Source organism: Citrobacter sp. GW821-FHT07H02 (assembly GCF_059418505.1).
The window spans coordinates 80,035-106,119 of record NZ_JBWKPZ010000018.1 but is presented as its reverse complement, the minus strand read 5'-3'; the positions used below and the strand labels follow the sequence as shown (position 1 = coordinate 106,119).

The window sequence follows — 26,085 nt, the reverse complement described above, 5'->3', positions numbered from 1 at the left end:
TTCATTGGTGCACCTGTGTTGTTCTGAGGTGAGCATATCACCTCTGTTCAGGTGGCCAAATTCAGTAAACCACTTCACCGGTGCAGGGGAGATATATCACGCAGGATCCTATTGTACTGAGGAGGGATGGAGTCCGTACACGTATCCACTGAATCCTAGTACAGATATTGATTCTCTTGACCTTATTGCTTGTGGTGTTGATATAGATGAACCTGGTGAGTGGTTAAGGTGAAAAATGATTGAAAATAACTGAATTAGTAAATGTTTATTTACTTAGTTACCTACAAAAACAACGAATTCGATTTCTTGAATTATGTTGATGAATGTAAAGAAAATCAATGATGTTATTTATTACGGGAGAGTGTATGGTAAGCGATAAAAATACAGCCATATTAATTAGTGAATTAATGTTGAGATTCGGTAAGGAGCTTGATGAATCTGTTGCTGTCGTTGAATCTCATTGTGACGAAAGTGAATTTGAGGCATATCGGGGAGTTGTTGGGTTGATAATGGGTGTGATGCTTATTAAAATAATGAATACGTTATATGAAAAACATCCTGAAATAAAACCAGACGGATTAAGGTAAAGTGTTTTTAATTAATTGCCTTTCATCACCTCAGCCACCTCCCGCCGCATTCCTTTAACCCACCTTTCTGCTTGATAAAGCCCCTTCAGTAATTTCCGCACCTTGTTATTATCGGCCATTAGCACAATACTCCCCTGCGAATCTTTCACGGTCTCGCCCAGTCCGGTCTCAAATACGGCTTCGCGTAAGTTATTTGAAGGTGCAGGCTGGGATGCTGCTGATAGTACGTAGCGGCAATAGTCTTGTGGTTTTTGTGGCGTATTCTGAGTTTGTCTGAGGATTACATCTTGCGGATAGCGGCATCTGTCAACGCTATAGCGGGGGCTTCATTTGCTCACTGAACCTTGTGGCCCAGATTAAATACTCAAAATTGGGGATCAAAAAACCGGTAGCCTCTCTCGAGTCAACCGGGTAAAAATAAGTTCTTTTTTTAATCTCAAGACTCATAGGAATGTCTCAAAACTAGAATTTGGCTCCTCTGACTGGACTCGAACCAGTGACATACGGATTAACAGTCCGCCGTTCTACCGACTGAACTACAGAGGAATCGTTTGAACGAGGCGAATAATACTGACCACACCACACGGTGTCAACAGTAAAATTCGCACGCTATTTCAATTGGTTAATTAATCCTCAAATCAGAGAATTAATGTACATATGAAGCCCGCTGCTCGTCGTCATTGTCGCTATCGCGTAAACGCTGTAACGGATCCTGGCGGTAGAACTGGCAAAAGCGTTGCCACAGTGCCGGGAATCGTGGTGCAAACAGTTCTGGCGCACTGAAAAAGTATTCTGACAAGACGGCAAAACATTCAGCAGGGTCGACAGCGGCATAGGCATCAATACTGGATGCCGTTTCTCCCACTAAATCAATCTCGTCCTGAATATTGTTCATGGCAGCGTGCAGGTCATGCTCCCAGCTGGCAACATCCCGCAACGGGATTAAAGGAATGCCGCTTGCGCGATCGCCATTACGCATATCCAGTTTATGCGCCACTTCGTGAATGATCAGATTAAATCCGGAGGCATCGAAGGAGTCATGGATGTCGAGCCAGTTGAGAATAATAGGCCCTTGCTGCCAGCTTTGTCCGGACTGAACGACACGTTGGTTATGTACTAACCCAATGTCGTCTTCCCATTCATCATCCACCACAAACGGGGCAGGGTAGATTAGCACTTCATGAAAACCGTCCAGCCATTCGATGCCTAACTCGAGAACCGGTAGACAAAAAAGGAGCGCGATGCGGGCACTTTTTAGCGAGTCCAGCTCAAAACCCTGAAGCGCGACCAGCCTTTTTTGCTGTAAAAAACGCTCTGCCAGCGCAATCAATCTGGCTTGTTCTTGTGCAGAGAGCGTCACCAGCAGAGGAATGGCAAGGGCGTTTTCCCACGGCAGGACTTCATTCTGCGCTGTTTCTTGTACTTTCCAGGGCCACTTAATCATCGTTTTGCTCGCAAACTCGTCACTTGAACAAAATTGAACGGGCAGGGTCTGTTAAAATGCCAAATTACCTGGCATCATTGCAACCACCAGAACGGAGAGATGCCGGAGCGGCTGAACGGACTAGTCTCGAAAACTAGAGTAGGGGCAACTCTACCGGGGGTTCAAATCCCCCTCTCTCCGCCACTATTCAAGCACTTAGTTCAATCCCATTCAACGACTCATGTCACACTTGGTATAGTGTTGGTATATTCACTTGGTATAAAACTCGCCATCATCATCTTCTGATTTGCCTAATACTGGAAGATCCAATGTGGGAGAAATTTTCACTTTTCTGTCATAAACCACAACCTGGCTTTCAGTTTTGTGACCTGAGAATAATTGCTTGTCTTTACTCGAACCTTCGTAGTCAGAGATTCCCTTGGCTTTAAGATCGTGAAAAGTACATGGCAGTTTTCTATCAAGTTTTTTTCCTGCCGCTTCTCTTGCCGTTTACCACAGATCGTTAAACCCACTTTTCAAATACTTAGTTTTCTTACTGCTACTGATAACGATTTCCCGTCCGCCCAGAGTCTTTGCAAGTTCTATGGCGTTATGAAGCCTCTCAGTCCAGACTTTAATTTGTTTTGTCCCTGTCTTCCCTTGCTGGATAAAAATGCCTTCCTCGCTTATTTGCGACCATTTGAGAGAAAGAACATCGGATAGCCTGGCGTGCTCGATACCGCTCTGAAAATTACGTTGGTGGCTGGGGTTATGTTGATGCAGGCCTTCAATGGGATATAGCAAAGGGGCATGAAATGCAGGCACTCTACGCAGCACCACCATTACAGGCTGTGACGGTGCCGGATGAGTTCGAACGCAAGCGTGAAGCCATCAAGCAAGAAATGGCGCCAGGTGCGCGCACCACCACGCACCGGTTTAAGGTGTAACTCAATCAGCTCCACTAATACGGGGCTTAGTTTTATCTGGGTATAGCGGCTCTATTGAGGGAGCCGTTAATTTTTCGGATGATACATTCTTCCTGTTGATCAACATTTATTTATAGAGGGTTGCTTCACCGTAGACCTGCCCAGCATCATTACTCTCAGTAGTAATCGTATATGCTGATGCACCGCTGTTAATTGCTTCCGATTTAAGGGTGCTTTCAACATCTTCAACACTGTTTCCCTTTGCAGTGAGGGTGCCGCTCATGTGACTGGCAGAGTTCCCATTGGTAAGAGAATCAACAGCAAAAGTCGTTATCGGAAGAGCTATCAGGATCACAGCTATTGAAAAGTGAAGTAAATTTTTCATCATTACATCCTCCTAGCTTATGAGTGATTAAACATAATCACCTCATAAATTATAGGTGAAATGACACAGAAAAATGTCAAGATTAAATGGGATAATTCTTCTCTACTCCCCACACGCCGAGTCAGTACGTGATTTTCTTCGTGAATATTGTGGTGAAGATGCTTTCGAATTTGTGGAAGTAGATAGCGTTATGAAGCGCATTGTAGATATTGGCATGCGCATGTTGCAGCCGCATGAACTCTACCGCGCTCAAGGCTTCCTGGAGTGGTACATCATCGATCAGGATTATCGGGGTCAGAAATACGCGAAGGACAAGCAGGTAGCGCGATGTGGTAACGCTGTTCCGCCGCCATTTGCAGAGGCATTAGTGCGAGCTAATTTACCTGAGCTTTGTCAGCATAAAGAGATTGCCGCTTAATAAAACACAGTTAATTCAACCCGCTACGGCGGGTTATTTTTCATCAATGCTGACATGAACTAACAGTTTGTGCTTAAGACAGAGCGTAGTCTGGATAATGACTTTATTCACTGGACGATATCGGTGGTGATTATTTATCACGGTGATAGGTGAAAGGCGGGGGGATAAAAAAGCCCGCGCAACGCGGGCCTGGGAAGACGGGAAGTTAGAACTGGTAAACCAGACCAACAGCAACGATGTCATCTGTTGCGATGCCGTTGTCAGCATAAAACTCGTCATCTTCATCCAACAGGTTGATTTTATAATCAACATAGGTGGACATGTTTTTGTTGAAGTAGTAGGTCGCACCAACTTCAACGTATTTGACCAAATCTTTGTCGGTGTAACGAGGGTTGCCTTTACTATCGTGATCCCAACCACCTAAATCTGAGCCTTTAGATTGCAGGTAGGCCAGAGAAGGACGCAGACCAAAGTCGAACTGGTACTGTGCAACGGCTTCAAAGTTCTTTGTTTTATTGGCGATGCCACCTTCACTACCATCACCACTGCCGTAGTACGTCATGTTGCGAGTTTCTGCATACATTGTTGCCAGATAAATGTTATTAGCATCATATTTAGCGCCAACGGTCCAGGCTTCTGCCGTTTCGCCACCGGCATAGCTGTTAGCATGAGAACGATCCCCGTAACCACGAGTCACCTGATCATCAGTACGGTCTGAGGCAGAATATGCAGCACCCAGACTTAAACCAAAGTCAAAGTCATAGGAGGTAGACATACCGAAACCATCACCGTTTTCTTTGGCTAATTTACGGCCCTGGCTGTTACCAGAACCTTCCTGGCCAGCACTGCTGCCTTCATTATTACCCTGATACTGTAATGCAAAGTTCAAACCGTCTACCTGGCCGAAGAACCCATTATTACGATAAGTAGCAACGCCGTTAGCACGACCTAACATGAACACATCAGTCTGAGTGTAGGTATCGCCACCATACTCTGGCAGCATATCAGTCCATGCCTCTACGTCGTAAACTACGCCATAATTACGACCATAATCAAAGGTGCCATTCTGGCCAAAACCTAAACCCGCAAAGCCCAGACGAGTCCAGGAGTCGCCTTTGTCACCTTCAGTACCATTTGCCTGAATGTTATATTCCCACTGACCGTAACCAGTGAACTGATCTGCGATCTGCGTTTCACCTTTGAAACCGAAACGGACATAAGTCATGTCACCGTCACTGCCGGTATCGTCAGAGAAGTAGTGCAGACCATCAACCTTTCCGTATAGATCGAGTTTATTGCCGTCTTTATTATATACTTCAGCCGCATTTGCTGCGCCTGCCGCTAATAATGCCGGGACAAGCAATGCCAGAACTTTTCTTTTCATTATATATATCCTTATGATAATAATTCGTATGAATATGTACTCTATCCGGGGGAGTACATTGAGATACTATTCTATGAAGTTCATTGTTTTTTAAAAATAACATGTAACAAATCTATTTAAAATAATTCAAATTGTTTCTGAAGACTTTATTATAAATAATTAAATATGGCTCAGTTTGTTTTTATTGTCTGTAATTATGTTTAACTTTCATTTGGTTATGATTTGTCTCACTAAAATTATCTGAATTAATAATATTGAGTGTATTAATAATGTTTGTCTGTGGTATTTGGTTCAGGAAAAAACGGCAGAGATGCCGGCAATGAAGTATTGCTAAAGTGAATAGTAAATGGATAATAACGGGCTATTCTGGCATAAAATTAAAATGATGCGCTGTTGTTAATTTCATTCATGAGATTAATAATTTAAATCTCTGCTGTTGACACTTTTTGTTTCTTGTCTGGACTGACAAGGCTTTCGAAGCCTTAACTAAAATTGCCTGAGATCAATGTATATGTAAAATAAATAACCAAAGCTCGTATAGCGCCTTACTTCACAGTTGAATGTGATTATAATCACAAAGTTGTGTAAATTTCGTCGTTTTAGTTACATCACGAAAGCGGAGTATAAATTGACCAATATGGAAGAAAAAGCAAACCGCAGTCTGGGCGGAAAACTGGCGTTGTGGGTTTTTTATGCTTTTTGCAGCTATTTTGTCTGGGCCATGGCGCGGTATATCTGGGTGATGAGCAACCTTCAGTCAGTGCCTGTTCCTGGCATGGAGAGTGATCTGGGGTCAACGGCAGGCAAGTGGCTGGGAGCTTTGCTGGGATTTGTTGTGTTGAGCCTGGTGGGCGTCATCCTGGGGGGAATTGCATGGTACACAAGACCTCGTGATATTCGGCGTGAAGGTGGCAGAGAAAGTTGCTAACGTGAAGCCTTTACACGAGGAGAGGCGACATGAGTCTGCAACAGTGGCAACGAGAGTTTGAGAGTTGGCTTAGCGATCATCATCGGGAGCAGGACGCTGCCCATGATATTTTTCATTTTCGTCGTGTCTGGGCGACAGCGCAAAAACTGTCTGCTCATGAAACGGTAGACGGATTAGTGGTGCTGACGGCATGTTACTTTCATGACATTATCAGCCTCCCTAAAAACCATCCTGAACGCCACCGTTCGTCCGTGTTAGCGGCGAAAGAGGCCAGCCGTATATTAATGAATGATTTCCCGTCATTCCCCCCATCACGGATACCCGCGGTCGTTCATGCGATCGAGGCCCACAGTTTTAGCGCAAAAATTGTACCAACCACGCTCGAGGCGAAAATCGTGCAGGATGCCGACCGGTTGGAAGCCCTCGGTGCCATTGGCCTGGCCCGCGTATTTGCGGTATCGGGGGCGCTGGGCGTGGCATTGTTTGATGCCGAGGATCCTTTTGCCCAGAACCGTTCCCTCAACGATAAACAGTTTGCGCTCGACCATTTCCAGAGCAAATTACTGGTGCTGCCGAAAACCATGCAAACAGCCAAAGGAAAAGCGCTGGCGAAGCACAACGCCGATTTCCTGGTGGCGTATATGGCGAAACTGAGCGCAGAGCTGAACGGTGAGTATGAATCGCTGGATCACACCGTTATTCAGTCTTTTAGCGCTGACTGATAGCGTTCACACCCGAAACGTAAATACCTTCATTTTATGTTAACCTGTCGAATATCAATTTTGGCCGGTCAAATGTATGCAGGATAATCTTTCAGTTACAGGCGTTCAGGATCTGATGACAGACAATACCGGCATCGCGGTTCAGGCGATGCTGGATAAATTGCTGGAAATCTACGATGTGAAAACGCTGGTGGCGCACCTTAATAGCGTTGGGGAGAATCACTGGAGCCCGGCCATTTTAAAACGCGTCGTGGCGAATGCCGCATGGCATCGGTTGAGTGATAACGAATTTGCCCATCTTAAAACGTTGCTACCGACGCCGCCGGCGCATCATCCCCATTATGCTTTTCGCTTTATCGATCTTTTCGCCGGAATAGGCGGAATACGCCGTGGATTTGAAGCGATAGGCGGGCAATGCGTGTTTACCAGCGAATGGAATAAACACGCAGTGCGAACGTATAAAGCAAACTGTTACTGCGATCCCCAGACGCATCACTTCAATGAAGATATTCGTGATATTACCCTGAGTCATCATGATGGCGTGACGGACCAGCAGGCCGCCGAACATATTCGCCAGCATATACCGCAGCACGATGTTCTGTTGGCGGGGTTTCCTTGTCAGCCGTTTTCACTCGCCGGGGTATCAAAGAAAAATGCGATGGGCCGTGCGCATGGTTTTGCCTGTGATACGCAGGGCACGCTGTTCTTTGATGTGGTGCGGATCATTGATGCCTGTCGTCCCGCGATTTTCGTGCTTGAGAACGTGAAGAACCTGAAGAGTCACGATCAGGGCAAAACGTTCCGTATTATTATGCAGACGCTTGATGAACTGGGCTACGACGTGGCGGATGCCGCCGATAATGGTCCTGATGATCCGAAGATCATCGATGGGCGGCATTTCTTGCCCCAGCATCGCGAACGTATCGTCCTGGTAGGGTTTCGGCGAGATCTGAACCTGAAAGCCGATTTTACATTGCGGGATATTGTGACGCGCTATCCGCAGCGTCGTGTCACGCTTGCTGAACTGCTGGAACCCGCCGTTGAAGCAAAATACGTTCTGACGCCGGTCCTGTGGAAGTATCTGTACCGCTATGCGAAAAAACACCAGGCGCGGGGAAATGGATTTGGTTACGGGATGGTCTATCCCTCAAACCCTGATAGCGTGACGAGAACGCTGTCTGCGCGTTATTACAAAGATGGCGCAGAAATCTTGATCGATCGCGGCTGGGATATGGCCCTGGGCGAGCGTGATTTTGACGATCCGCAGAACCAACAGTATCGTCCACGCAGATTAACGCCCAGAGAGTGCGCCCGGTTAATGGGTTTTGAGACGCCGCAGGGTTATCAGTTCCGTATCCCGGTGTCAGACACCCAGGCGTATCGTCAGTTTGGCAACTCTGTTGTGGTTCCCGCATTTGCCGCCGTGGCCAAATTGCTGGAACCGAAAATTAAACAGGCCGTTGCGCTGCGCCAGCAAGAGAGTCAGCATGGCGGACGTACACGATAAGGCGACGCGCAGTAAAAATATGCGGGCGATAGCGACCCGCGATACGGCGATCGAACGGCGCCTCGCCAGCCTGCTGACTGAACAGGGAATTGCATTTCGCGTGCAGGATGCCACCCTTCCCGGACGTCCGGATTTTGTCGTCGACGAGTACCGCTGCGTCATTTTCACCCACGGGTGTTTCTGGCATCACCACGATTGCTACCTGTTCAAAATGCCTGCCACCCGCACCGAATTCTGGCTGGAGAAAATTGGCAAAAACGTCGAACGGGACAGCCGGGATCTTCTGCAACTCCAGGCGCTGGGGTGGCGTGTATTGGTCCTGTGGGAATGCGCCTTGCGCGGGCGGGAGAAACTCGATGACGCGGCGTTATCTGAGCGGATTGAGGAGTGGATCTGCGGGGGTGGGGCCGCTGCGCAGATCGACTCTCAGGGTATTCACTTACTGTAATGACTTCCCGGATTCAGCCGCGACGATAACCGGTTTTGCCGGAAACAGATATTTCCCTAGCGTGACCAGTACCACCGCAAAAACAATCACTCCCAGCGCCAGCCATTCGATAAACGCGAGGCTTTCACCGCCAAGCCCTGTTCCCAGCAATACCGCGACAACCGGGTTAACATAAGCATAACTGGTTGCAAGAGCCGGACTGACATTGCGTATCAGATACATGTATGCGTTGATCGCGATGATGGATCCAAAGAGCGCAAGATAGCCCACGGCTAAAAAGCCGGAAAGCGTCGGTGTGGCGGTGAGTTTCTCGCCCGAGATAAAAGAGGCGCACATAAGCACAACCCCTGCGGCAAGCATCTCAATGGCGCCCGCCATCATCCCGACAGGTAACGCAATACGTGAACCGTATACCGAACCAAATGCCCAACTCATTGAACCAATCAGAATCAATACTGCACCCCAGGGATTTCCGCTTAAGTTCCCACCGCTGTTAAGCATGATGATCCCCGCAAGGCCTATAGCTATTCCTGCCCACTCTAATTTTCGCGTTTGAATACCAAAAAAACAGCTAAAGCAGAGGGTAAAGAGCGGAACGGTAGCGACCACGACGGCGGCGATACCGGAAGGCACGTTCTGATGTTCCGCGACAGTGACCAGCCCATTCCCGACCGCCAGCAGCAGGATGCCAATCAGCGCCGCGTTAAGAAGTGGGCGCAGGGGAGGGAGCTTGTGCCCGCGAAGGAGTAAAAATGCAGTCAGGAGGATACCCGCAGATAGAAAACGCACGCCAGCCATCATCAGCGGCGGCCAACTTTCCACCCCAATACGAATCACGAAGTACGTGGAACCCCAAATAATGTACAGCGCGAAAAGCGCGCTAAAAAGTGGTAACAACTGCCTGAAGCGCATAAATCCTCACGGTGGAAATAAAAAGGAGCAACATAGTAAACTGCAAAACTATGTGTCTGGCGAGATTTATAATTACTCTGTATTGTTAGAAAAATGTTGCCATTGTGGTCTATTTCAGCTTTACCGGTTTTACTTCATACTTGCAGTGTCAAAAAGAAAAACACAGAGGGAATTATTTTGGCAGGAAGTAGCTTATTAACGTTGCTCGACGACATCGCCACCTTGTTGGACGATGTCTCTATGATGGGAAAACTGGCTGCGAAAAAAACGGCCGGTGTGTTGGGCGATGATTTATCGCTTAACGCGCAGCAGGTCTCTGGGGTGCGGGCTAACCGTGAGCTTCCTGTGGTCTGGAGTGTGGCCAAAGGCTCGCTGGTAAACAAAGTGATCCTGGTGCCTCTGGCGCTGCTCATCAGCGCTTTTATTCCCTGGGCTATCACCCCGTTACTGATGATTGGCGGGGCATTTCTCTGCTTCGAAGGCGTGGAAAAAGTGCTCCACACTTTAGAGGCGCGAAAACACAAAGAAAGTCCGGCAGACCGTCAGCAACGTCTGGAGGCCATCGCCGCGCAGGATCCTCTCACCTTCGAAAAAGACAAAATTAAAGGGGCAATTCGGACTGATTTTATTCTCTCCGCCGAAATTGTGGCCATTACCCTGGGGATTGTTGCGCAGTCGCCATTGCTGAATCAGGTACTGGTGTTGTCGGGGGTTGCTCTGGTCGTCACCGTCGGCGTTTACGGACTGGTGGGGATCATCGTAAAACTGGACGATATGGGGTTCTGGCTGGTGGAAAAAACCAGTGTGGTGGCGCAGTTCGTGGGGAAAGGCTTGTTAGTCGTTGCCCCCTGGCTGATGAAAGCATTGTCCATTGTAGGGACGCTAGCGATGTTTTTGGTCGGGGGCGGAATTGTGGTACACGGTATCGCGCCGTTGCACCATGCCATCGAACATTTTGCCCAGCAGCAAACCGCGTTTATTGCACTCATCCTGCCGACGCTGCTTAACCTCGTGCTGGGCTTTATCGTGGGTGCCATTGTTGTTGCCCTGGTAAAAGCGATTGCGCGCGTTCGGGGCGTATCGCACTAATTGCACCCTGGCAAAGTACGCAAAAAAGGCCATCGTCGTCTAAGGTGAAACAGTTTCACCTGAAGAGGAGGCAGGTATGGTGTTTGTTGTCAGCGAGGAAGTGACCATGAAAGATGGCGGACCTCGTATGATTGTCACCGGTTATTCCAGTGGAATGGTCGAGTGCCGTTGGTATGACGGTTTTGGCGTAAAACGGGAAGCATTCCATGAGAATGAACTCGTTCCCGGTGACGGAAGGCGAATTCGGGAAGAAGCCTGATGAAGAAACGCCCGGTGAATGCCGGGCGTTTTATTTTTAGTAAACAAAAATACGGTTGTAATGCAACACATGGCGGCCGGGTTATGTCAGGATAAGGACATTCAACTACCAGGGAGTCGTCAGAGTGCCGCACGAGACAACGATGGAAAGCAGGAGCTGGCTGAAAAGGTCCCTTCGACGTTTCAGGCCAGGACACGTCGTAAATCTCTGTTTTGTGGCGGTGATGATCTTCTCTACCTTGCTCACCTGGCGTGAAGTCGTTGTACTTGAAGACGCCTATATTTCCAGCCAGCAAAATCACCTGGATAGCGTCGCGAACGTCCTCGACCGACAACTGCAATTCAATGTCGATAAACTGATTTTTTTGCGAAACGGTATGCATGACGCGCTGCTTACGCCGCTCGATTTTGCGATATTACATGGCGCCGTCACCCAATTTGAGCAACTGCGAAAGCAGCGTTTCTGGCAGTTAGAGCTCGACCGTCGTCGCACCCTGTCGCTTAATGGTGTTTCTGATGCGCTTGTCGAGCAGGGCATTCTGCTCACCCGTGATAACGCGAATCTGGCGAATGAGCTGACGGCCGCACTGGAGGCCGGTTATCTGATGCGTCTGGCCCATTCAACTGCCCCAATGGCACATCAGGCGATGTATGTCTCGCGCTCTGGATTCTATGTCGCAACACAACCCACCACGCACGGCGCGGATATTCTTACCCGCTATTATGACTATGTGACCCAGCCGTGGTTTAAGGAACAGACTCAACGACTGAATCCGCAGCGCGGCGTCCGCTGGTTTACGTCCCCGGCGAACCCGGCCCGTGAAGGGCAGCAAATGGTCACGGTCAGTGTGCCGTTGGATCATGAAAACTACTGGTATGGCGTGCTGGCCATGGACATCCCTGTTTTATCCATAAAGCGTTTTCTGGAAGACGCCATCGTAAAAGACGTGGAAGGTGAGTACCAACTCTACGACAGCCAACTCCGTTTGCTGACCACCTCAACCTCCGAGAAGCGCAAGGTCAATGTGTTTGATGAGCGTGAACAAGCCATGCTCGTCGAAGACATTGCGAAAGACACCGTAGGCGGTAAGCATGTAGGAAGTCGCTACATCAGTTGGGAACGACTGGACAATTTCGATGGCGTGCTGGTGCGTGTGCATACCTTAAAGGAAGGGCTGAGAGGGGACTTTGGCAGTATCAGTATCGCATTGGGCCTGTTGTGGGTGCTTTTTACGGGCATGTTACTGATTTCGTGGGGTGTTATCCGGCATATGGTCAGCAACATGTTTGTGATGCAAAACTCGCTGCAATGGCAGGCCTGGCATGACACCCTGACCCGGCTGTATAACCGGGGTGGACTGTTTGAAAAGGCGCGCATCCAGGCTAAACGCAGCCTGGAGGGGAGACAGCCTTTCTCGGTGATTCAGCTCGATCTGGATCACTTTAAGAGTGTGAATGACCGTTTTGGGCATCAGGCTGGCGATCGGGTGCTTTCGCATGCGGCAGGATTAATCAGCGGAACGCTGCGCGCACATGATCTTGCCGGGCGTGTCGGTGGTGAGGAGTTCTGCATTATTCTGCCGGGGGCAACACTCTCCCAGGCTGAGCGGATTGCGGAGCGTATTCGCCGTCGGATCAATGGCAAAGAGATCCTGGTCGCGAACAGCACCACTATCTGGATTAGCGCCTCGTTTGGCGTCAGCAGTTCGCAGGAAACGGGCGATTATGACATTGAACAGCTACAGTCGCTGGCAGACCAGCGGCTTTACTGGGCCAAACAGACCGGACGTAACCGCGTGTGCGCCAGTGATGCCGATCAGAGCATGGCGATGAAATAATCCATCCCTTCGCGCCAGCCCTCCGGGCCTTCCTGTTGCGTATGGTATACCCGTTGCGGGGTATCCGCCTTTAACCTGACGCCTTCGCGGTTTAGCCCTTTCACGATCACCGCATAGTCCATAACATCCAGAAGCGGGGCATCATTCGGCCCATCTCCCAGACCCAGGGTGATGGGGTGTTTCTTCCATTGCCGCTGATACTCACCTGTCAGCCAGTTTGCCGCCAGATCTTTGCCAACGGAAGTATCCAGTACATGCCAAAAGCGCGCGCCGTGAAGAAATTGCAGGCCAAGCTCGTTGAGCTTTGCGGCAAACTGCGCCATTCGTTCGTCACTGTCACGCCAGATAAGCGAAACGGAAGCTTCATGCAGACGCGTCAGTGCCGACTGGGTGCGGCTAAGCCCGGTCCATTCGGCAATGACCAGCTCATCAACATCGTCGAATGTCGTAAATTTATAGCGCCCTTTGTCGCGAAGTTTGTTCAGCACCATGCTGATGTCTGCGTGGGATGTACCGGCGATTTGACGAGGATAATCAGGGTGGGTCTGCCAGTGGGTGTCTAACTGAATGACGGCGCCATTTTCCGCGATGAACGGTAACCCTTGCAGATCCAGCGTTTTTTGGAGATACAACATCTCTGCGGCGGTTTTGCTGCTACACAGGATCACCGGAATATGATGTTCGCGCAGGGCGGTCAGCCAGTCCGCTGCAGGCTGCCATTCATAAGTATGACTATCCAGTAAGGTGCCATCCAGATCGGTAAAAATCAGCAGGGGATTATGGAGTGATAGCATTTTTATACCTCGACACCTGTAAGACCACAGCCTTACGACCAGGATAAATCTTAAAACTCAATACCTTTGTAGAGACTACCAGACAGGGAACGCTCCCGGCATACCCTGACGGTACGTAGGGGATTTCTCAATTCAGCCACAATCATTAATAAGAATAATCATTCATGATAAAAATATTTGCTTGTCTTGCAAAAAAATTGCAGATAAGGTTTGGAGCACATCAGATTTCCTGGTGTAACGAATTTTCAAGTGCTTCTTGCATAAGCAAGCTTGATCCCGGTCCTCAGGACCGGGATTTTTTTCGCCTAAAGTCAGCGATTGACTTCCGTTACGCTGAAGTCATGAATATCGAGCTCGAAGGCGTCGGCTAATTCATGCCATGTATGGTCATCACGGCCATCGACGCTGGCTCTATCAGGGTCGTTCTCGCTTCGATGAATTTCGCTCTCGCTGATTTCATTAATTGCCGCCAGCAGGGCGTCAACATCGATAGTGACATCGCGATTGGCCATATCGCTGAACTCTTTCGCGGTTTTCATCTTCGATACCTCATTCAACCGTGGCACTTATAAGTATAGACCGTAGAGAAAACCAGCAATCGCGCGGAGCAGACACTGCCAGTAAAACGAAATTGTTCTACACTGGCACAAAGCCACAGGAGGATTACGATGAAGGTGAATGATCGGGTGACAGTCAAAACGGACGGCGGTCCTCGCCGGCCTGGCGTGGTACTGGCGGTAGAAGAGTTTAGTGAAGGCACAATGTACCTGGTTTCGCTGGAAGACTACCCGCTCGGTATCTGGTTCTTTAATGAATCGGGCCATCAGGATGGCATCTTTGTGGAAAAAGCAGAGTAACGCGTAACGTCAGCACGTTTTACCCGGACTGGTGGCAACCCCACCAGTCCGGATGCTTCAGCGCATGTTAACAAAAATACCGTTTGTGACATTATCTGTCAGACGTACCACGTGATAGATAACCTGCTTATTATGCGTTTTTATCTTTCGTTTAATATTCCCCTTATGGGATGACACGGTCTTCGCTTTGATATTCATTTGATCTGAAATCTGAATGGTTCCCTGACCGGCCATCCACATGCGTAACATACTGGATTCAGTCCGGCTTAAAGATAACGTCGGTAAATTAACACCTTCGGAAATATCTGTCTCTTTTTTAAGAATATCGCCAAGGATATCATCCAGTGAATCTGGCTTGATTGATTTAGAACTGATCAATAAATTTTTTCTGACTACCAAATACTCATCGAAATGCACATTGGCAATTGCCATAAAAACGATAAATAACGTATTGGGATGTTGATTAATGATTTGCTTTATTTGCTGACTGTTAGATGGATCATGGATAAAACAGTCCTCATTAATAAACACCACAGATGGCTGGTGTGAATCACAAGCGATGGCGAGTTCGTCAACGGTTTCAATGTCGTTGATTTCCCTTTTCTTCACCCCTCTGCTTACCAGATACCCGGTTAACCCTAGCCGGGTGTAACTGCATAGATCCATAATAATCGTTGACATGGCATACCCTCACTCAATGCGTAACGATAATTCCCCTTACCTGAATATCTTTTAGTAACCCAACTGAACAATAATAGTGGTTCAATATGACAGTTCTGCGATTTTTCAGGCGGACTTACTATCCCGTAAAGTTACGTATAATTTGCCTGGAATTATCTTAAAGTAAAGTAAATGTTGCGTTATGTGAGTGAGATAAAAACAAATAACAGGCGGCAGATATATCCTGGTAGATGTTTTTGAAATTTAAATTTCGGATAATCCTTAGCAAAACAGGATAAATACTGTGGGTTATTTATTTCGCGGAAGTTCGCTCACCACATCAGCCAATAAATTGAAAACTTCGCTGAATAAGTGTTCGCAAAAAGGCGCAATTAATGGCATGAGGGCAGCCATTAACGAAATACCGATGGTTAATGTTAATGGGAAACCAATCACAAAGATCGACAACTGCGGTGCCATACGATTTAACAGCCCCAGCGCCAGGTTGAGCGTCAATAGCACGGTGATCACCGGCAAGGCCAGCATAAGCCCGTTGATGAAGATCATGCCGCCTGCCCGGGCGAGCGCCAGAAACGCATTACTGTTAACCGGGTTGTCGCCGACAGGAAGGGTATGAAAAGTATCGACCAGCAGCGAAATCAGCCATAAATGCCCGTTAAAGGTCAGGAAAAGCAGCATCGCGAGCATGTCGATGATTCGTGCAAGCACGGGCATATTGAGGTGGCTGGCAGGGTCAACAAAGGTGGCGAAAGAAAGCCCCATCTGTAATCCCATCAGTTCACCGGCGGTACGCACGGCGGCAAAGGCAAATTGCATGGTAAATCCCAGAGCTATGCCTACCATGATTTGCTGCATTGCCAGCCACAATGCGCTGGCGGAGAAAATTGGCACCTCGGTGGCGGGAAGCGAAGGGGCAATCACAAAGGTGATCATCATCCCCAGTCCCAGCTTTACCCGTTTAGGTACCGCGCGCTCACTGAGTATCGGTGCCGTCGAAATGAGCGCCAGCACGCGCAGCAGCGGCCAGAAATAAAGATTAAGCCAGTATAGCCACTGTTCGCTCGTTACCTGCAACATCGCGCGTGTTACCCGATGATGTAGGGTAAATTGTTGAATAACGTCCGCACGTAATCCAGCAACAGGTTAAGCATCCACGGACCGGCAACGATAATGGCAATAAATACCGCCACTATTTTCGGAATGAAAGACAGCGTCATTTCGTTGATCTGGGTTGCCGCCTGCAAAATGCTGATAATCAGACCCGTGACCAGAGCGACAAGCAGGAGGGGGGCGGCAAGCGCGAGGGCGACTTTCATCGCCTCGGTGCCCATCATCATGACCGATTCAGGTGTCATTTCGTCCCCTAGCTGTAAAAGCTTTGTGCGAGTGAGCCAACCAGCAGTTGCCAGCCGTCAACCAGGACAAAAAGCATCAGCTTGAACGGCAACGCAATGGTGGCAGGGGGAACCATCATCATCCCGAGCGCCATCAACACGCTGGCAATCACCAGGTCGATTATCAAAAAAGGAATGAATATGGTAAAGCCGATCTGGAAGGCGGTTTTCAGCTCGCTGGTCACAAAAGCCGGGAGCAGGATGCGCATCGGAACCGCTTCCGGGCCTTGTAGCGGCCCGCTATTCGCCAGACGCGCAAACAGCGCCAGGTCAGCCTCGCGGGTCTGGCGTAGCATAAATTCGCGCAGCGGCTGCGCGCCTTTCTCCATCGCCTCCTGCATGGAAATCTTCTCTTCGCTGAACGGCTGATACGCATCGACGTAGATCTTATCAATCACCGGCGACATGATGAAAAACGTTAAGAACAGCGCCAGTCCTAGCAATACCTGGTTTGGCGGCGCAGACGGTGTTCCCAGCGCGTTACGCAGCAGGCCAAACACAATGATGATGCGGGTAAAACTGGTCATCATCAGCAGGATCGCGGGCAGGAAGGTCAGCGAGGTGATGAACACCAGCGTTTGCACGGGAAGCGTCCAGCTTTGTCCGCCGCCGGGTAATGGCTGACTGACCAGGCCCGGTAACTGAGCAAGTGCAGCGGGGGAGAAAAGCCATACACCCATGAGCGTGAGGGATAACAAACGACGCATCAGGATCTCCCGGGACGCTTTAGCAAGTTCTTCATCATGGCCTGAAAATCAGCAGGAGAGGCCGGTTCTTCGTCTGCACACCCTACGGCGGCAGGCAGGGTGTGGAGTAAATTGACAGAGGACGCCGTGACGCCAAGCACTAAACGCGCATCGTCAACCTCCACAATCACCACCCGTTCACGTGGGCCGAGCGAGGCGCTGGCAGACACGTTAAGCCCGCGGGCCTTGTTTCCCCTGGGCGCGAACCCCAGGCGTTTAATCACCCAGGCGGCGGCCAGTATCAGCACAATAATCCCCAGCAATGCGCCGCTGACCTGAGCAAGCGGCGAACCGGGAACGGCCGCAGGTTGTGAGACAATGGCCTGGGTTTTCATGATTAACGGCTCAGGCGACGCATACGCTCAGACGGCGTAATGATGTCAGTGATGCGTACACCGTATTTGTCGGCGACCACCACGACTTCACCTTGCGCGATCAGATAGCCGTTGATCAGAATATCCAGCGGCTCTCCGGCCAAACCGTCAAGTGCGACAACGGAGCCTTGCGTCAGACGCAGCAGCTCTTTGATCGTCATGCGGGTACGGCCCAGTTCAACCGTCAGTTTGACCGGAATATCCATGATCAGGTCGATATCCTGCAATGTACCGCTCACATCGCCGCCGCCCAGTTGCTGGAACACGGCATCGGCTGCACTTTTGCCTGTCGGTGTTTTTTGCTCGTTTAACGCGTCAGCCCACAGATCGTCCAATGCGCCATTGTTGTCATCGGACGGATTATTCATGTCACTCATTTGGGCTGTTCCTCATTCAGCGAATTCAAAATCGGGTTGATCAGATGTTCTACACGTAACGCATACTGACCGTTCACGGTGCCATATTGACTGGTCAGCACAGGTACGCCGTCCACATGAGCAATAATGCGGTCGGGTTTTTCAATCGGCAGTACGTCGCCGGGTTTGAGTTTCAATATCTGGGAAAGACGCAGCGGAACGTCGGCAAAGTTCGCTACCAGCTCCAGTTCTGAGTGCTGAACCTGACGCACAAGATTGTCGCGCCAGTTCTGATCCTCATGGCGTGAGTTTTCCAGCGGTGGGTTAACCAGCAGTTCCCGCAGCGGTTCAATCATGCTGAAGGGGAGACAGATATTGAACTCGCCGGTCAGGTTGCCAATCTCAACGTGGAAAGGGGTATTGACCACAATGTCGTTCGGAGAGGTGGTGATATTGGTAAATTTCACCTGCATCTCAGAACGCACATACTCCACTTCCAGTGGATTAATGGCTTTCCAGGCGTCGCTATAGCCTTCCAGCGCCAGTTTCAGCATGCGGTTGATGACGCGCTGCTCGGTGTGCGTAAATTCCCGACCTTCAACTTTGGTCGGGAAACGACCGTCGCCGCCGAACAGGTTATCCACGGCAATAAACACCAGGCTCGGGGAGAACACCACCAGACCCGTACCGCGCAGCGGTTTCAGGTGGATCAGGTTCAGGTTCGTCGGCACCGGTAAGTTGCGCGCAAATTCGTGGTACGGCTGAATACGGATAGCGCCAACGGTGATATCCGGGCTGCGACGTAGCAGGTTAAACAGCCCCATACGGAACTGGCGTGCGAAACGTTCGTTAATGATCTCCAGCGCTTGCAGACGCTCACGTACCACGCGGCGCTGAGTGTTGGGATCATAGGGACGAATATCGTTTTCGCTTACGATGCCCGTCGTCGGTTCGTCTTTGGTCTCGCTGTCGCCGTTGAGCAGCGCATCGATTTCAGCCTGAGAAAGAATACTATCGCCCATGTCTTTACCGCAGAATAAAAGCTGTATAAAGAACGTCGGTGACTTCCTGTTTCGGTTGTCCAGCAACGAGCGGAGTAGAGAGCGTCTCTTTAATGGCGTCAATCAGTTTTTGTTTGCCGTCTTCCGTGGAGAGCGCGGAGGCATCCTGACGGGAAAACAGCAACAGCAAACGGCTGCGCACTTCAGGCAGATATTCACTGAGGCGCGAGCGGGTCACTTCATCTTTCAGTCGTAGCGTCACGCCGATATACAGCACGCGGTCCGCATCGCCCAGATTCACGGTAAACGTATCCAGCGCGAAAAACACGGGGGCGGCTGGCGGAGCCGGTTGTGCGGCTGCGCTGACAGACGGATGCGTCTGCATACGCCAGTAGCTATAACCCGCGGTCGCGCAGGCGGCGAGGGTAATTAGCACCAGCAAAGGGATCCAAATAGAGCGTTTGCTCTTTCTGTTCATCGCGGAGTCAGTCATCTGATACGGGCTTCCTGTTTCGGTACAGCTTATTGGCTGATTATCCCGTGTCCTGTTCCCGTCAAAGCGTGGAAAAGACACGGATAATCATGCTACCTCTGGCGTTAGGCGAAGATATCCACCGCGCCATTGCCGCGGGACGCGTTCTGCAATGAGGCCGGCACGGCCAGATTGCCGTCATCGTCGGCGAGCGGGGACTCTTGCCCCTGCGACCGGGCGGTCTGTTGTTGCTGGGACGGTGCCTGCTGCTGCCCGCTAAAACTTTCGCTACTGATACTGCTTTGACCCAGTTGGATCCCGCTTTCCGCCAGCTGCGTACGTAAGACCGGTAATGCCGCCTCCAGCGCGGCGCGGACGTGGCTATGCGCCGACACCATCTGCAAGTGCGCCTGGTTGTCATCAAGCTTCAGCGAGATTTGCACCTGACCCAGATCTTCCGGGTGCAGACGCAGTTCGGCACTCTGCTGCCCCTGACGGGTGAACAACGTAATGTGCTGGCTAAGCGATTGCTGCCATTCATGGCTGCCCAACGGCGCGCTGAGCACCGGCGCGGCCACCGTCGGAAGTGGCTGCGGCTGTGCTGCCGGACTGCTGACCGCCGTCATTGCCAGGCCCGGCGTCACCGGGGAAGGACTGCTTTCGAGATCGGCTTTAGCGGTGGCTGCGACGACCAGCGGCGTCAACGGCTGTGGCTGACCGGTCTCTACGCCAGTGCTGTGGATTGCGGTATCCGTCTTCCCTTTTTTCCCCTCGTCAGAGGGGAACGTAAAGGCGAGATCCTGAGCTGTCTGACGCGTCTCGCCACGCAACGTTGCGGTCAGCGAGGCACCGCTTTGGGTCGCAGCGCTGCTGACTACTGGCGTTACGTTTTGTTGTCCGGGCAGCATGGCAAACAAGGCACTCAGATTGGCGAGGTCTTCGTCGCTGAGGTGCGGTGTTTTTTCGTCCGCTTGCGCGGATTTGTTCAGTGCCGTCAGCGCGCTGTTTTTCATCGTCGGCGTGAGCGTGGAAAGCCACTGCTGCGCGTCGCTCAAGGTGGTTAAGGTTTCGTCGGTCGCCAGGTCCGGGCGCGCCAGCAGGTCGGCCAGTTTTTCGGCAGGAGAGGCCTCGCCATGTTGAGACAACAGGCCTTTTTGCCGCGGGTTGCCTGCGGTTTGTATGTCGGCAAACGACAACGGCGTCGCTTTCCCCGGCGTGTCGTCCGCGCCTAACGCGCCTGCCAGCAGCGCCAGGAAATCCTGCGCGGCGTCGCCTGTTGTTCCGGCTTTTGAGCCGCCGGTTACGTCTGTCTCCGTCGTTACCAGTGGGGGCAATGTGATCATTCAGGTTTCCTCATGGCTGCACGCTGAGCAAATTCATCCATCTTTTTCTGATCCAGGCGGTTTTCAGCCAGTAAGGCTGCCGCAGTTTGTCGGTCCTGTAAGGTTTGCCAGGCCTGTAGCCGCTGCCTCTTTTCACGCCAGCTATTCAGCGCAACGTCGACTTTTTGCGTCCACTGGTTGAGTTGATGGCGATGCTGCTCAATGGCCTTTTCCAGTGTCTGGATAAATTGCTGGTAATTGATCCAACGGTTGCTGGCAATCCCTTGTCCCATATCGGTATTGAGGTTGGTTCGGTATTCATGCTGATAATCGATCAGCATCTTCAGCTGTTCTTCTGCCTGCTGAAATCCGCGCCGCATTTCACCCAACAGGAGTGCGGCATCATCCACCTCCTTTTCAGCCAAATCTTTCAGCGTTGCCAGTGCGCCGTGTTGTGCCATGACGTTTACCCTCCTGCTTTATCACACCGTCGGGAAAATCAGATCCAGAGCCTGAAGGGAATCTTCCCAGTCCGCCCGTTCAAAAATACCTTGTTGCAGAAACGCCTCGAGCTGGGGCCACAACGCAATGGCTTTATCCAGCATCGGATCGCTGCCTTTGGCATAGGCGCCAACGCTGACCAGATCGCGGTTACGCTGGAAGCTGGACAGCAGCTGTTTGAAATTGCGTACCCGCGCGTAGTGTTTCTCGGTAATGAGCGCAGTCATTGCACGACTGATCGACGCCTCAATATCAATGGCCGGATAGTGCCCGGCCTCGGCAAGTCGACGGGATAACACGATGTGGCCATCAAGGATCGCGCGCGCGGAGTCAGCAATAGGATCCTGCTGGTCGTCGCCTTCGGTCAGGACGGTATAAAACGCGGTGATAGAACCGCCGCCGTGAATACCGTTGCCGGCGCGTTCGACCAGCGCCGGCAATTTGGCAAAGACGGAAGGGGGGTAGCCTTTCGTCGCGGGCGGTTCACCGATCGCCAGCGCGATTTCACGCTGCGCCATCGCATAGCGGGTTAATGAATCCATAATCAGCAGCACGTGCTGTCCGCGATCGCGAAAATCCTCTGCGATACGGGTGGCGTAGGCAGCCCCTTGCATCCGCAGCAGCGGCGACACATCCGCAGGCGCGGCGATCACCACTGAGCGCGCTCGTCCGTCGGTGCCAAGAATATTTTCGATAAAATCTTTTACTTCGCGGCCACGTTCGCCAATCAGACCCACGACGATCACGTCTGCGCGGGTATAGCGCGCCATCATGCCGAGCAGGACGCTTTTCCCGACCCCGGAACCGGCAAATAGTCCCATACGTTGACCGCGGCCGACGGTTAACAGGGCGTTGATCGGACGCACGCCGGTGTCCAGCACATGCTCAATCGCTGTACGCTGGAGTGGGTTAAATGGCGGGGTAATGAGCGCGCCCGTTTCGGTGGTTTCCGGGGAGGGGAGGCCGTCCAGCGGCTTACCAGCACCGTCCAGTACGCGCCCAAGCAGCGCCGGGCCCAGCGGCAATTGCTTACCACTTTGCAGTCCGTCGCCGTGACCATTTCTGGCATAAACGCGGGCGCCCGGCAGAATGCCTTCGACCTCTTCCAGCGGCATTAAAAACAGACGCTGGCCGTTAAAGCCGACAACTTCGCACTCGACTTCGTTGGTTTCAGCCCCATCCTGGCGCTCAATAATGCAGGTTGCGCCGAGCGGGAGTTGCAGTCCGGTTGCCTCCAGCACCAGTCCGGTGGCGCGGGTCAGCCGACCGTAGCGACGCACCGCAGGCAGTTGCGTCATTTTGGCTTCGAAGTTGTCCAGCGTGTTCAGCCAGCGGGTCAGGCGGGTGGTCATCAGACGACTCCGGGCGCTGCCAGACGGCAGAGTTCTTGCCAGCGCGTGGCGACGCTGGCGTCAAGATCGCCTTCATCCGCAGAGACTTTACATCCGCCATGATGCAGAGTGGGATCGCCGCGCAGACGCCAGCCGTGCAGACTGAGAGTTGCGCCGAGCATCTCTTCCACGCGTTGTAAATCATCGGGATGAACGCGCAACTGAGGCTTACCGCTGAACAGCGGCTCCTGTTGTAACAGCTGTTGGATCTGCTTAATCAACGCGGCATTATCCACCACCGGCGTCTGACCAATCACCTGACGCGCCGCTTCCAGCGCCATCTGCATCAGGCGTGAAGCTATAACGCTGTCCAGCGCATCCAGCGTGTTCTGAAACTCGCTGACCAGTTGCTGCATGCGGGCGTGAATCGGCGCCTGCTGGGAACGCGCCTGCGCCTGGCCCTGTTCCAGACCCTGCGCCATACCTTCCTGGTATCCCTGCTGGTGGCCGGACGTCCGACCTTCCGCCAGACCGGCATTGTAACCCTGCTCATGGGCCTGGATTTTCAACTGCGCCAGCTGTTGCTCGAGCTGCTGTTCGGCGCTCAGCGCGGGTTCGTCCTCGACATCAGCAGAGAGCGCATCGTCGTCCTGCTGTGCAGGGACAAATTCCGCAAGCGGCGGGGCGAGATCGTCCGGAGTCCAGATCTTCCACGGCAGTTCGTTAGACATAGGTATCCTCGCCGCTGCCAATCACCATCTCGCCGGTTTCCGCCAGACGGCGCACAATCAGCAGAATCGCTTTTTGTTCGTTCTCGACCTGAGACAGGCGTACCGGACCCCGGTTGGCGAGGTCGTCGCGCAGGATGTCTGCCGCACGTTGCGACATATTGCGCAGGAACTTCTCGCGCAGCGGCTGTTCTGCACCTTTCAGGGCGATCAGCAACGACTCGGAATCCACTTCCTGCAGCAAACGCTGGATGCTGCGGTCGTCGACATCCACCAGATTTTCGAACAGGAACATTTCGTCGATAATCTTCTGCGCCAGCTCGCCGTCGAATTCGCGTACCGCAGTAATAACCGCTTCTTCCTGCTGGGTTTTCATCAGGTTGATGATTTCTGCCGCCGTTCTCACGCCGCCCATTTTGCTGCGCTTGAGATTCTGACCGTCGAGCAGGCCGTTCAGCACTTCCGTCAGCTCCGCGAGTGCCGCAGGCTGTACGCCGCCGAAGGTGGCGATACGCAGCATCACATCGTGGCGCAAGCGTTCGTCGAACAACGCCAGAATATCCGCCGCCTGGCCGCGTTTGAGATGCACCAGGATGGTGGCGATAATTTGTGGGTGTTCGTCGCGGATGAGGTCGGCGGCGCTCTGTGGTTCCATAAAGTTGAGCGTTTCAATGCCGCTGGCGGTATCGCGGGTTTCGAGAATATCTTCCAGCAGGCTGGCGGCACGTTCTTCGCCCAGCGCTTTTACCAGCACCGAACGCAGGTATTCATTAGCGTTGATATTCAGCGCCGCAAACTGTTCGGCTTCCTGCTCAAACTCCGCCAGTACGTCCGTCAGCTGTTTGTTGGAGATCTGGCGGACATTCGCCATTGCCGCACTCAGGGTTTGTACCTCGCGTTGGGAGAGGTGTTTGAACACCTCCGCCGCGCGATCTTCGCCAATGGTCATCAGCAAAATGACGCTTTTATCGGTGCCGGAAAGGTTATTACTCATGATCGTTATTCATCCACTGGCGAATGACCAGCGCCACGACGCGCGGATCGTTGTCTGACATTTCGCGAATACGCTGGCTCATCACTTCGGCGCCCAGACGTTGATTCGCCCGACGCTGCTGCGTTTGCTCGTCTTTGCTGAGGCGAACCTCGACCGCTTCTTCGGTTTCCTGACGAACCAGCGCCTGTTCCTGCGCCGCTTTCGCTTCTTCAGCACGGCGGGTCAGTTGCGGACGCACCGCTTTACGCCACAGAATCCAGGCAACCAACAGCACCAACAGCCAGCGACCGCCAGAGATCAGTTGTTCGATAAAGGCCTGCTGTTTCCAGAATGGCAGTTCGCCCGCGTTTTCATCCGTCGCGCTAAACGGCGAGTTCACCACATTCAGCGTATCGCCACGCTTGTCGGAGAATCCCATCGCTTCACGGGTTAACGCCTCAATCTGTTTCATCTGATCGGCTGTCAGCGGCAACGGCTTACCGTCGGGCAACGTTTTATAGTTGACCACCACCGCGACTGAGAGACGCTGGACATCACCGACGTTCATTTTCGTGTGGCGAATGGTGCGGTCTACTTCATAGTTGCTGGTTTCATTACGCTGCGTACTGCGCGGCCCTGCCGAGCTGCTATTGCTGGTCTGCTGGGCGTTTTGACCATTTTGCGGATTGGCAGGTGGCGTGCTGATCGGCCCTGAGTTGGCTGGCGCCGGCTGATTAGACAGTGCGCCTGGAACGCCGCCGGGATACCCGGAACCGACCTGCTCACTGAGGTTAAGCTGGCGCGAACGCAGCACCGCTTGCGAATCATCGCCATTCGGACGGTACTGTTCTTCCGTCTGCTCTTTGTTGGCGAAGTCCAGTTGTGCCGTGACCTGCGCATGTACGTTGCCGTTACCGACGATAGGCGCGAGGATCGATTCGATACGGCGCTGCACGCGGCCTTCCACATCGCTGGCGTATTTCAGCTGTGCGTCGTTGAGATCGCGGCTGCTGGTATTTGACTGGGTTAACAGATGACCCGCCTGATCGACCAGCGTGACATTCCCTGGCGGCAGACCAGCGACGGCACTGGAAACCAGATGCACCACGGCGCTAATTTGCCCTTCATCCAGCGCGCGTCCCGGCTCCAGATTTACCGTGACGGAGGCCGACGGGGATTTCTGTTCGCGCACAAACAGCGATGGCTTAGGCATCGCAAGATGAACGCGCGCGTGTTTCACCGGTCCCAGCGTTTCGATGGTCCGGGCCAGTTCGCCCTCCAGAGCACGTTGATAGTTGACCTGCTCGCTAAACTGGCTGATACCGAACTTCTCCTGGTCCAGCAGCTCGAAGCCGACAGAACCACCTTTCGGTAATCCTTGCTGAGCCAGGCGCAGACGCAGTTCATGCACTTTATCGGCGGGAACTTCAATCGCACCGCTGCCTTCCGTAAAACGGTAGGGGATGTTCATCTGGGTCAGTTGCGTGACGATAGCGCCGCCATCCTGATCGGACAGATTGCTGAACAGCGTGCGGTAATCGGGCGCTTTTGCCCACAACACCATCGCAACCACAATGGCAATAGCGGCAGCTCCCGCCACAATCAGGGGGATTCTGGGATTCGCGCGTAGACGGTTAAGCCACTCGAGAGGTTTAGGTAGGGTTGCAGTCGATGCAGTCGCACTCATCTCGCACCTCGTGACTGATCGTGGACGGCGTTTTTTGCAAAGT

Annotated in this window: 28 protein-coding genes, 2 tRNA genes and 4 pseudogenes; 12 read left to right on the top strand and 22 right to left on the bottom strand. The window is 52.0% G+C overall.

What is annotated here, in order from left to right:
• Nucleotides 1-313: 313 nt before the first annotated feature.
• Nucleotides 314-587 (top strand): annotated as a pseudogene (locus AC07NP_RS17200) (hypothetical protein).
• A 470-nt stretch (nucleotides 588-1,057) separates the two neighbouring features.
• Here AC07NP_RS17200 and AC07NP_RS17195 read toward each other — a convergent pair.
• Nucleotides 1,058-1,133: transfer RNA gene (locus AC07NP_RS17195), tRNA-Asn, on the bottom strand.
• A 100-nt stretch (nucleotides 1,134-1,233) separates the two neighbouring features.
• A complete protein-coding gene (gene mtfA, locus AC07NP_RS17190; protein ID WP_494661186.1) occupies nucleotides 1,234-2,031 on the bottom strand; it encodes a DgsA anti-repressor MtfA in 798 nt (265 codons plus the stop codon).
• Nucleotides 2,032-2,124: 93 nt separating this feature from the next.
• Here mtfA and AC07NP_RS17185 point away from each other — a divergent pair.
• Nucleotides 2,125-2,214 (top strand) — tRNA-Ser (locus tag AC07NP_RS17185).
• Nucleotides 2,215-2,280: 66 nt separating this feature from the next.
• Here AC07NP_RS17185 and AC07NP_RS17180 read toward each other — a convergent pair.
• Nucleotides 2,281-2,739 (bottom strand): annotated as a pseudogene (locus AC07NP_RS17180) (tyrosine-type recombinase/integrase); the annotation flags it as partial.
• 86 nt (nucleotides 2,740-2,825) lie between these two features.
• Between AC07NP_RS17180 and AC07NP_RS17175 the strand changes: the two are divergent.
• Nucleotides 2,826-2,957: a hypothetical protein gene (locus AC07NP_RS17175; RefSeq protein ID WP_301697522.1), complete on the top strand. Its 132-nt coding sequence runs from the start codon at nucleotides 2,826-2,828 to the stop codon at nucleotides 2,955-2,957.
• Nucleotides 2,958-3,063: 106 nt separating this feature from the next.
• Here the strand turns inward: AC07NP_RS17175 and AC07NP_RS17170 are convergent, their stop codons facing one another.
• Entirely contained in the window at nucleotides 3,064-3,324 is a 261-nt protein-coding gene (locus AC07NP_RS17170) for a YdgH/BhsA/McbA-like domain containing protein (protein ID WP_203360818.1), read from the bottom strand.
• A gap of 112 nt (nucleotides 3,325-3,436) precedes the next feature.
• Here AC07NP_RS17170 and AC07NP_RS17165 point away from each other — a divergent pair.
• Nucleotides 3,437-3,739: pseudogene (locus tag AC07NP_RS17165) on the top strand (DNA cytosine methyltransferase); the annotation flags it as partial.
• A 205-nt stretch (nucleotides 3,740-3,944) separates the two neighbouring features.
• Here the strand turns inward: AC07NP_RS17165 and ompC are convergent.
• Nucleotides 3,945-5,123 carry a porin OmpC gene (gene ompC / locus AC07NP_RS17160; RefSeq protein WP_494661185.1) on the bottom strand — a complete coding sequence of 393 codons (1,179 nt, stop codon included), beginning with the start codon at nucleotides 5,121-5,123 and terminating at the stop codon, nucleotides 3,945-3,947.
• Nucleotides 5,124-5,760: 637 nt separating this feature from the next.
• Here ompC and drpB point away from each other — a divergent pair.
• From drpB to AC07NP_RS17140, 4 genes are all read left to right on the top strand, one after another.
• A complete protein-coding gene (gene drpB / locus AC07NP_RS17155; protein WP_494661193.1) occupies nucleotides 5,761-6,051 on the top strand; it encodes a cell division protein DrpB in 291 nt (96 codons plus the stop codon).
• 29 nt (nucleotides 6,052-6,080) lie between these two features.
• Nucleotides 6,081-6,773 (top strand): phosphohydrolase, encoded by a 693-nt coding sequence (locus AC07NP_RS17150; protein ID WP_494661184.1) that lies wholly within the window; start codon nucleotides 6,081-6,083, stop codon nucleotides 6,771-6,773.
• 76 nt (nucleotides 6,774-6,849) lie between these two features.
• Entirely contained in the window at nucleotides 6,850-8,280 is a 1,431-nt protein-coding gene (locus AC07NP_RS17145) for a DNA cytosine methyltransferase (protein ID WP_494661183.1), read from the top strand.
• A complete protein-coding gene (locus AC07NP_RS17140) occupies nucleotides 8,261-8,728 on the top strand; it encodes a very short patch repair endonuclease (RefSeq protein WP_494661182.1) in 468 nt (155 codons plus the stop codon). The genes AC07NP_RS17145 and AC07NP_RS17140 overlap by 20 nt, the downstream gene beginning before the upstream one ends.
• Here AC07NP_RS17140 and yedA read toward each other — a convergent pair.
• Nucleotides 8,720-9,640, bottom strand: a complete 921-nt coding sequence (yedA, locus tag AC07NP_RS17135) for a drug/metabolite exporter YedA (protein ID WP_494661181.1) — start codon at nucleotides 9,638-9,640, stop codon at nucleotides 8,720-8,722. The two genes, AC07NP_RS17140 and yedA, sit on opposite strands and share 9 nt — an antisense overlap.
• A gap of 171 nt (nucleotides 9,641-9,811) precedes the next feature.
• On the opposite strand from yedA, the gene AC07NP_RS17130 reads away from it, so the two are divergent.
• The 3 genes from AC07NP_RS17130 to dgcQ all read left to right on the top strand — a co-directional run bounded on the left by AC07NP_RS17130 (nucleotide 9,812) and on the right by dgcQ (nucleotide 12,825).
• Nucleotides 9,812-10,729 (top strand): DUF808 domain-containing protein, encoded by a 918-nt coding sequence (locus AC07NP_RS17130; RefSeq protein WP_494661192.1) that lies wholly within the window; start codon nucleotides 9,812-9,814, stop codon nucleotides 10,727-10,729.
• A gap of 76 nt (nucleotides 10,730-10,805) precedes the next feature.
• Nucleotides 10,806-10,988 carry a YodC family protein gene (locus AC07NP_RS17125; protein WP_203360824.1) on the top strand — a complete coding sequence of 61 codons (183 nt, stop codon included), beginning with the start codon at nucleotides 10,806-10,808 and terminating at the stop codon, nucleotides 10,986-10,988.
• Nucleotides 10,989-11,112: 124 nt separating this feature from the next.
• Nucleotides 11,113-12,825, top strand: coding sequence for a cellulose biosynthesis regulator diguanylate cyclase DgcQ (gene dgcQ, locus AC07NP_RS17120; protein ID WP_494661180.1), 1,713 nt, complete (start codon nucleotides 11,113-11,115; stop codon nucleotides 12,823-12,825).
• On the opposite strand, the gene AC07NP_RS17115 is transcribed toward dgcQ, so the two are convergent.
• Both AC07NP_RS17115 and yodD read right to left on the bottom strand, forming a co-directional pair.
• A complete protein-coding gene (locus tag AC07NP_RS17115; protein ID WP_494661179.1) occupies nucleotides 12,804-13,619 on the bottom strand; it encodes a mannosyl-3-phosphoglycerate phosphatase-related protein in 816 nt (271 codons plus the stop codon). The genes dgcQ and AC07NP_RS17115 overlap by 22 nt on opposite strands.
• A 311-nt stretch (nucleotides 13,620-13,930) precedes the next feature.
• Nucleotides 13,931-14,158 carry a YodD family peroxide/acid resistance protein gene (yodD, locus tag AC07NP_RS17110; protein WP_494661178.1) on the bottom strand — a complete coding sequence of 76 codons (228 nt, stop codon included), beginning with the start codon at nucleotides 14,156-14,158 and terminating at the stop codon, nucleotides 13,931-13,933.
• Between the two features lie 129 nt (nucleotides 14,159-14,287).
• Between yodD and dsrB the strand changes: the two genes are divergently transcribed.
• On the top strand, nucleotides 14,288-14,476 hold the full coding sequence (gene dsrB / locus AC07NP_RS17105; RefSeq protein WP_176167543.1) for a protein DsrB: 189 nt from the start codon (nucleotides 14,288-14,290) through the stop codon (nucleotides 14,474-14,476).
• 57 nt (nucleotides 14,477-14,533) lie between these two features.
• On the opposite strand, the gene rcsA is transcribed toward dsrB, so the two are convergent.
• The 14 genes and pseudogenes from rcsA to fliF all read right to left on the bottom strand — a co-directional run bounded on the left by rcsA (nucleotide 14,534) and on the right by fliF (nucleotide 26,042).
• Nucleotides 14,534-15,157, bottom strand: a complete 624-nt coding sequence (gene rcsA / locus AC07NP_RS17100; protein ID WP_203360828.1) for a transcriptional regulator RcsA — start codon at nucleotides 15,155-15,157, stop codon at nucleotides 14,534-14,536.
• 300 nt (nucleotides 15,158-15,457) lie between these two features.
• A pseudogene (gene fliR / locus AC07NP_RS17095) lies at nucleotides 15,458-16,234 on the bottom strand (flagellar biosynthetic protein FliR); the annotation flags it as partial.
• A gap of 8 nt (nucleotides 16,235-16,242) precedes the next feature.
• Nucleotides 16,243-16,512: a flagellar biosynthesis protein FliQ gene (gene fliQ, locus AC07NP_RS17090; protein WP_162383191.1), complete on the bottom strand. Its 270-nt coding sequence runs from the start codon at nucleotides 16,510-16,512 to the stop codon at nucleotides 16,243-16,245.
• Nucleotides 16,513-16,520: 8 nt separating this feature from the next.
• Complete coding sequence (gene fliP / locus AC07NP_RS17085) at nucleotides 16,521-17,258, bottom strand: flagellar type III secretion system pore protein FliP (RefSeq protein ID WP_494661177.1); 738 nt, start codon at nucleotides 17,256-17,258, stop codon at nucleotides 16,521-16,523.
• The gene (gene fliO / locus AC07NP_RS17080) at nucleotides 17,258-17,635 is read right to left on the bottom strand and encodes a flagellar biosynthetic protein FliO (RefSeq protein ID WP_494661191.1); all 378 of its coding nucleotides are present in this window, start codon (nucleotides 17,633-17,635) and stop codon (nucleotides 17,258-17,260) included. Before fliO ends, fliP begins: the two co-directional genes overlap by 1 nt.
• Nucleotides 17,635-18,048, bottom strand: coding sequence for a flagellar motor switch protein FliN (gene fliN, locus AC07NP_RS17075; protein WP_192612595.1), 414 nt, complete (start codon nucleotides 18,046-18,048; stop codon nucleotides 17,635-17,637). Before fliN ends, fliO begins: the two co-directional genes overlap by 1 nt.
• A complete protein-coding gene (gene fliM / locus AC07NP_RS17070; protein ID WP_494661176.1) occupies nucleotides 18,045-19,049 on the bottom strand; it encodes a flagellar motor switch protein FliM in 1,005 nt (334 codons plus the stop codon). Before fliM ends, fliN begins: the two co-directional genes overlap by 4 nt.
• Before the next feature lie 4 nt (nucleotides 19,050-19,053).
• Entirely contained in the window at nucleotides 19,054-19,521 is a 468-nt protein-coding gene (gene fliL, locus AC07NP_RS17065; RefSeq protein ID WP_494661175.1) for a flagellar basal body-associated protein FliL, read from the bottom strand.
• Nucleotides 19,522-19,625: 104 nt separating this feature from the next.
• Entirely contained in the window at nucleotides 19,626-20,843 is a 1,218-nt protein-coding gene (gene fliK / locus AC07NP_RS17060) for a flagellar hook length control protein FliK (RefSeq protein ID WP_494661174.1), read from the bottom strand.
• Nucleotides 20,840-21,283: a flagellar export protein FliJ gene (gene fliJ, locus AC07NP_RS17055; RefSeq protein ID WP_192612591.1), complete on the bottom strand. Its 444-nt coding sequence runs from the start codon at nucleotides 21,281-21,283 to the stop codon at nucleotides 20,840-20,842. The genes fliK and fliJ overlap by 4 nt, the downstream gene beginning before the upstream one ends.
• A 21-nt stretch (nucleotides 21,284-21,304) precedes the next feature.
• Nucleotides 21,305-22,675, bottom strand: a complete 1,371-nt coding sequence (gene fliI, locus AC07NP_RS17050) for a flagellar protein export ATPase FliI (RefSeq protein ID WP_494661173.1) — start codon at nucleotides 22,673-22,675, stop codon at nucleotides 21,305-21,307.
• A complete protein-coding gene (gene fliH / locus AC07NP_RS17045) occupies nucleotides 22,675-23,385 on the bottom strand; it encodes a flagellar assembly protein FliH (RefSeq protein WP_203360834.1) in 711 nt (236 codons plus the stop codon). Before fliH ends, fliI begins: the two co-directional genes overlap by 1 nt.
• A complete protein-coding gene (gene fliG / locus AC07NP_RS17040) occupies nucleotides 23,378-24,376 on the bottom strand; it encodes a flagellar motor switch protein FliG (RefSeq protein WP_203360835.1) in 999 nt (332 codons plus the stop codon). The genes fliH and fliG overlap by 8 nt, the downstream gene beginning before the upstream one ends.
• On the bottom strand, nucleotides 24,369-26,042 hold the full coding sequence (fliF, locus tag AC07NP_RS17035) for a flagellar basal-body MS-ring/collar protein FliF (protein ID WP_494661172.1): 1,674 nt from the start codon (nucleotides 26,040-26,042) through the stop codon (nucleotides 24,369-24,371). Before fliF ends, fliG begins: the two co-directional genes overlap by 8 nt.
• Between the last annotated feature and the right edge of the window lie 43 nt (nucleotides 26,043-26,085).

Bases quoted from the DNA above. Each gene is read 5' to 3' on its own strand.
- AC07NP_RS17150 (WP_494661184.1), top strand. From the start codon at position 6,081: ATGAGTCTGCAACAGTGGCAACGAGAGTTTGAGAGTTGGCTTAGCGAT.
- fliK (WP_494661174.1), bottom strand. From the start codon at position 20,843: ATGATCACATTGCCCCCACTGGTAACGACGGAGACAGACGTAACCGGC.
- fliN (WP_192612595.1), bottom strand. From the start codon at position 18,048: ATGAGTGACATGAATAATCCGTCCGATGACAACAATGGCGCATTGGAC.
- drpB (WP_494661193.1), top strand. From the start codon at position 5,761: ATGGAAGAAAAAGCAAACCGCAGTCTGGGCGGAAAACTGGCGTTGTGG.
- fliM (WP_494661176.1), bottom strand. From the start codon at position 19,049: ATGGGCGATAGTATTCTTTCTCAGGCTGAAATCGATGCGCTGCTCAAC.
- AC07NP_RS17170 (WP_203360818.1), bottom strand. From the start codon at position 3,324: ATGATGAAAAATTTACTTCACTTTTCAATAGCTGTGATCCTGATAGCT.
- AC07NP_RS17175 (WP_301697522.1), top strand. From the start codon at position 2,826: ATGCAGGCACTCTACGCAGCACCACCATTACAGGCTGTGACGGTGCCG.
- fliQ (WP_162383191.1), bottom strand. From the start codon at position 16,512: ATGACACCTGAATCGGTCATGATGATGGGCACCGAGGCGATGAAAGTC.
- fliL (WP_494661175.1), bottom strand. From the start codon at position 19,521: ATGACTGACTCCGCGATGAACAGAAAGAGCAAACGCTCTATTTGGATC.
- dsrB (WP_176167543.1), top strand. From the start codon at position 14,288: ATGAAGGTGAATGATCGGGTGACAGTCAAAACGGACGGCGGTCCTCGC.
- yedA (WP_494661181.1), bottom strand. From the start codon at position 9,640: ATGCGCTTCAGGCAGTTGTTACCACTTTTTAGCGCGCTTTTCGCGCTG.
- mtfA (WP_494661186.1), bottom strand. From the start codon at position 2,031: ATGATTAAGTGGCCCTGGAAAGTACAAGAAACAGCGCAGAATGAAGTC.
- AC07NP_RS17145 (WP_494661183.1), top strand. From the start codon at position 6,850: ATGCAGGATAATCTTTCAGTTACAGGCGTTCAGGATCTGATGACAGAC.
- fliH (WP_203360834.1), bottom strand. From the start codon at position 23,385: ATGTCTAACGAACTGCCGTGGAAGATCTGGACTCCGGACGATCTCGCC.
- rcsA (WP_203360828.1), bottom strand. From the start codon at position 15,157: ATGTCAACGATTATTATGGATCTATGCAGTTACACCCGGCTAGGGTTA.
- yodD (WP_494661178.1), bottom strand. From the start codon at position 14,158: ATGAAAACCGCGAAAGAGTTCAGCGATATGGCCAATCGCGATGTCACT.
- ompC (WP_494661185.1), bottom strand. From the start codon at position 5,123: ATGAAAAGAAAAGTTCTGGCATTGCTTGTCCCGGCATTATTAGCGGCA.
- AC07NP_RS17125 (WP_203360824.1), top strand. From the start codon at position 10,806: ATGGTGTTTGTTGTCAGCGAGGAAGTGACCATGAAAGATGGCGGACCT.
- fliI (WP_494661173.1), bottom strand. From the start codon at position 22,675: ATGACCACCCGCCTGACCCGCTGGCTGAACACGCTGGACAACTTCGAA.
- fliJ (WP_192612591.1), bottom strand. From the start codon at position 21,283: ATGGCACAACACGGCGCACTGGCAACGCTGAAAGATTTGGCTGAAAAG.
- fliG (WP_203360835.1), bottom strand. From the start codon at position 24,376: ATGAGTAATAACCTTTCCGGCACCGATAAAAGCGTCATTTTGCTGATG.
- AC07NP_RS17140 (WP_494661182.1), top strand. From the start codon at position 8,261: ATGGCGGACGTACACGATAAGGCGACGCGCAGTAAAAATATGCGGGCG.
- AC07NP_RS17115 (WP_494661179.1), bottom strand. From the start codon at position 13,619: ATGCTATCACTCCATAATCCCCTGCTGATTTTTACCGATCTGGATGGC.
- fliP (WP_494661177.1), bottom strand. From the start codon at position 17,258: ATGCGTCGTTTGTTATCCCTCACGCTCATGGGTGTATGGCTTTTCTCC.
- fliF (WP_494661172.1), bottom strand. From the start codon at position 26,042: ATGAGTGCGACTGCATCGACTGCAACCCTACCTAAACCTCTCGAGTGG.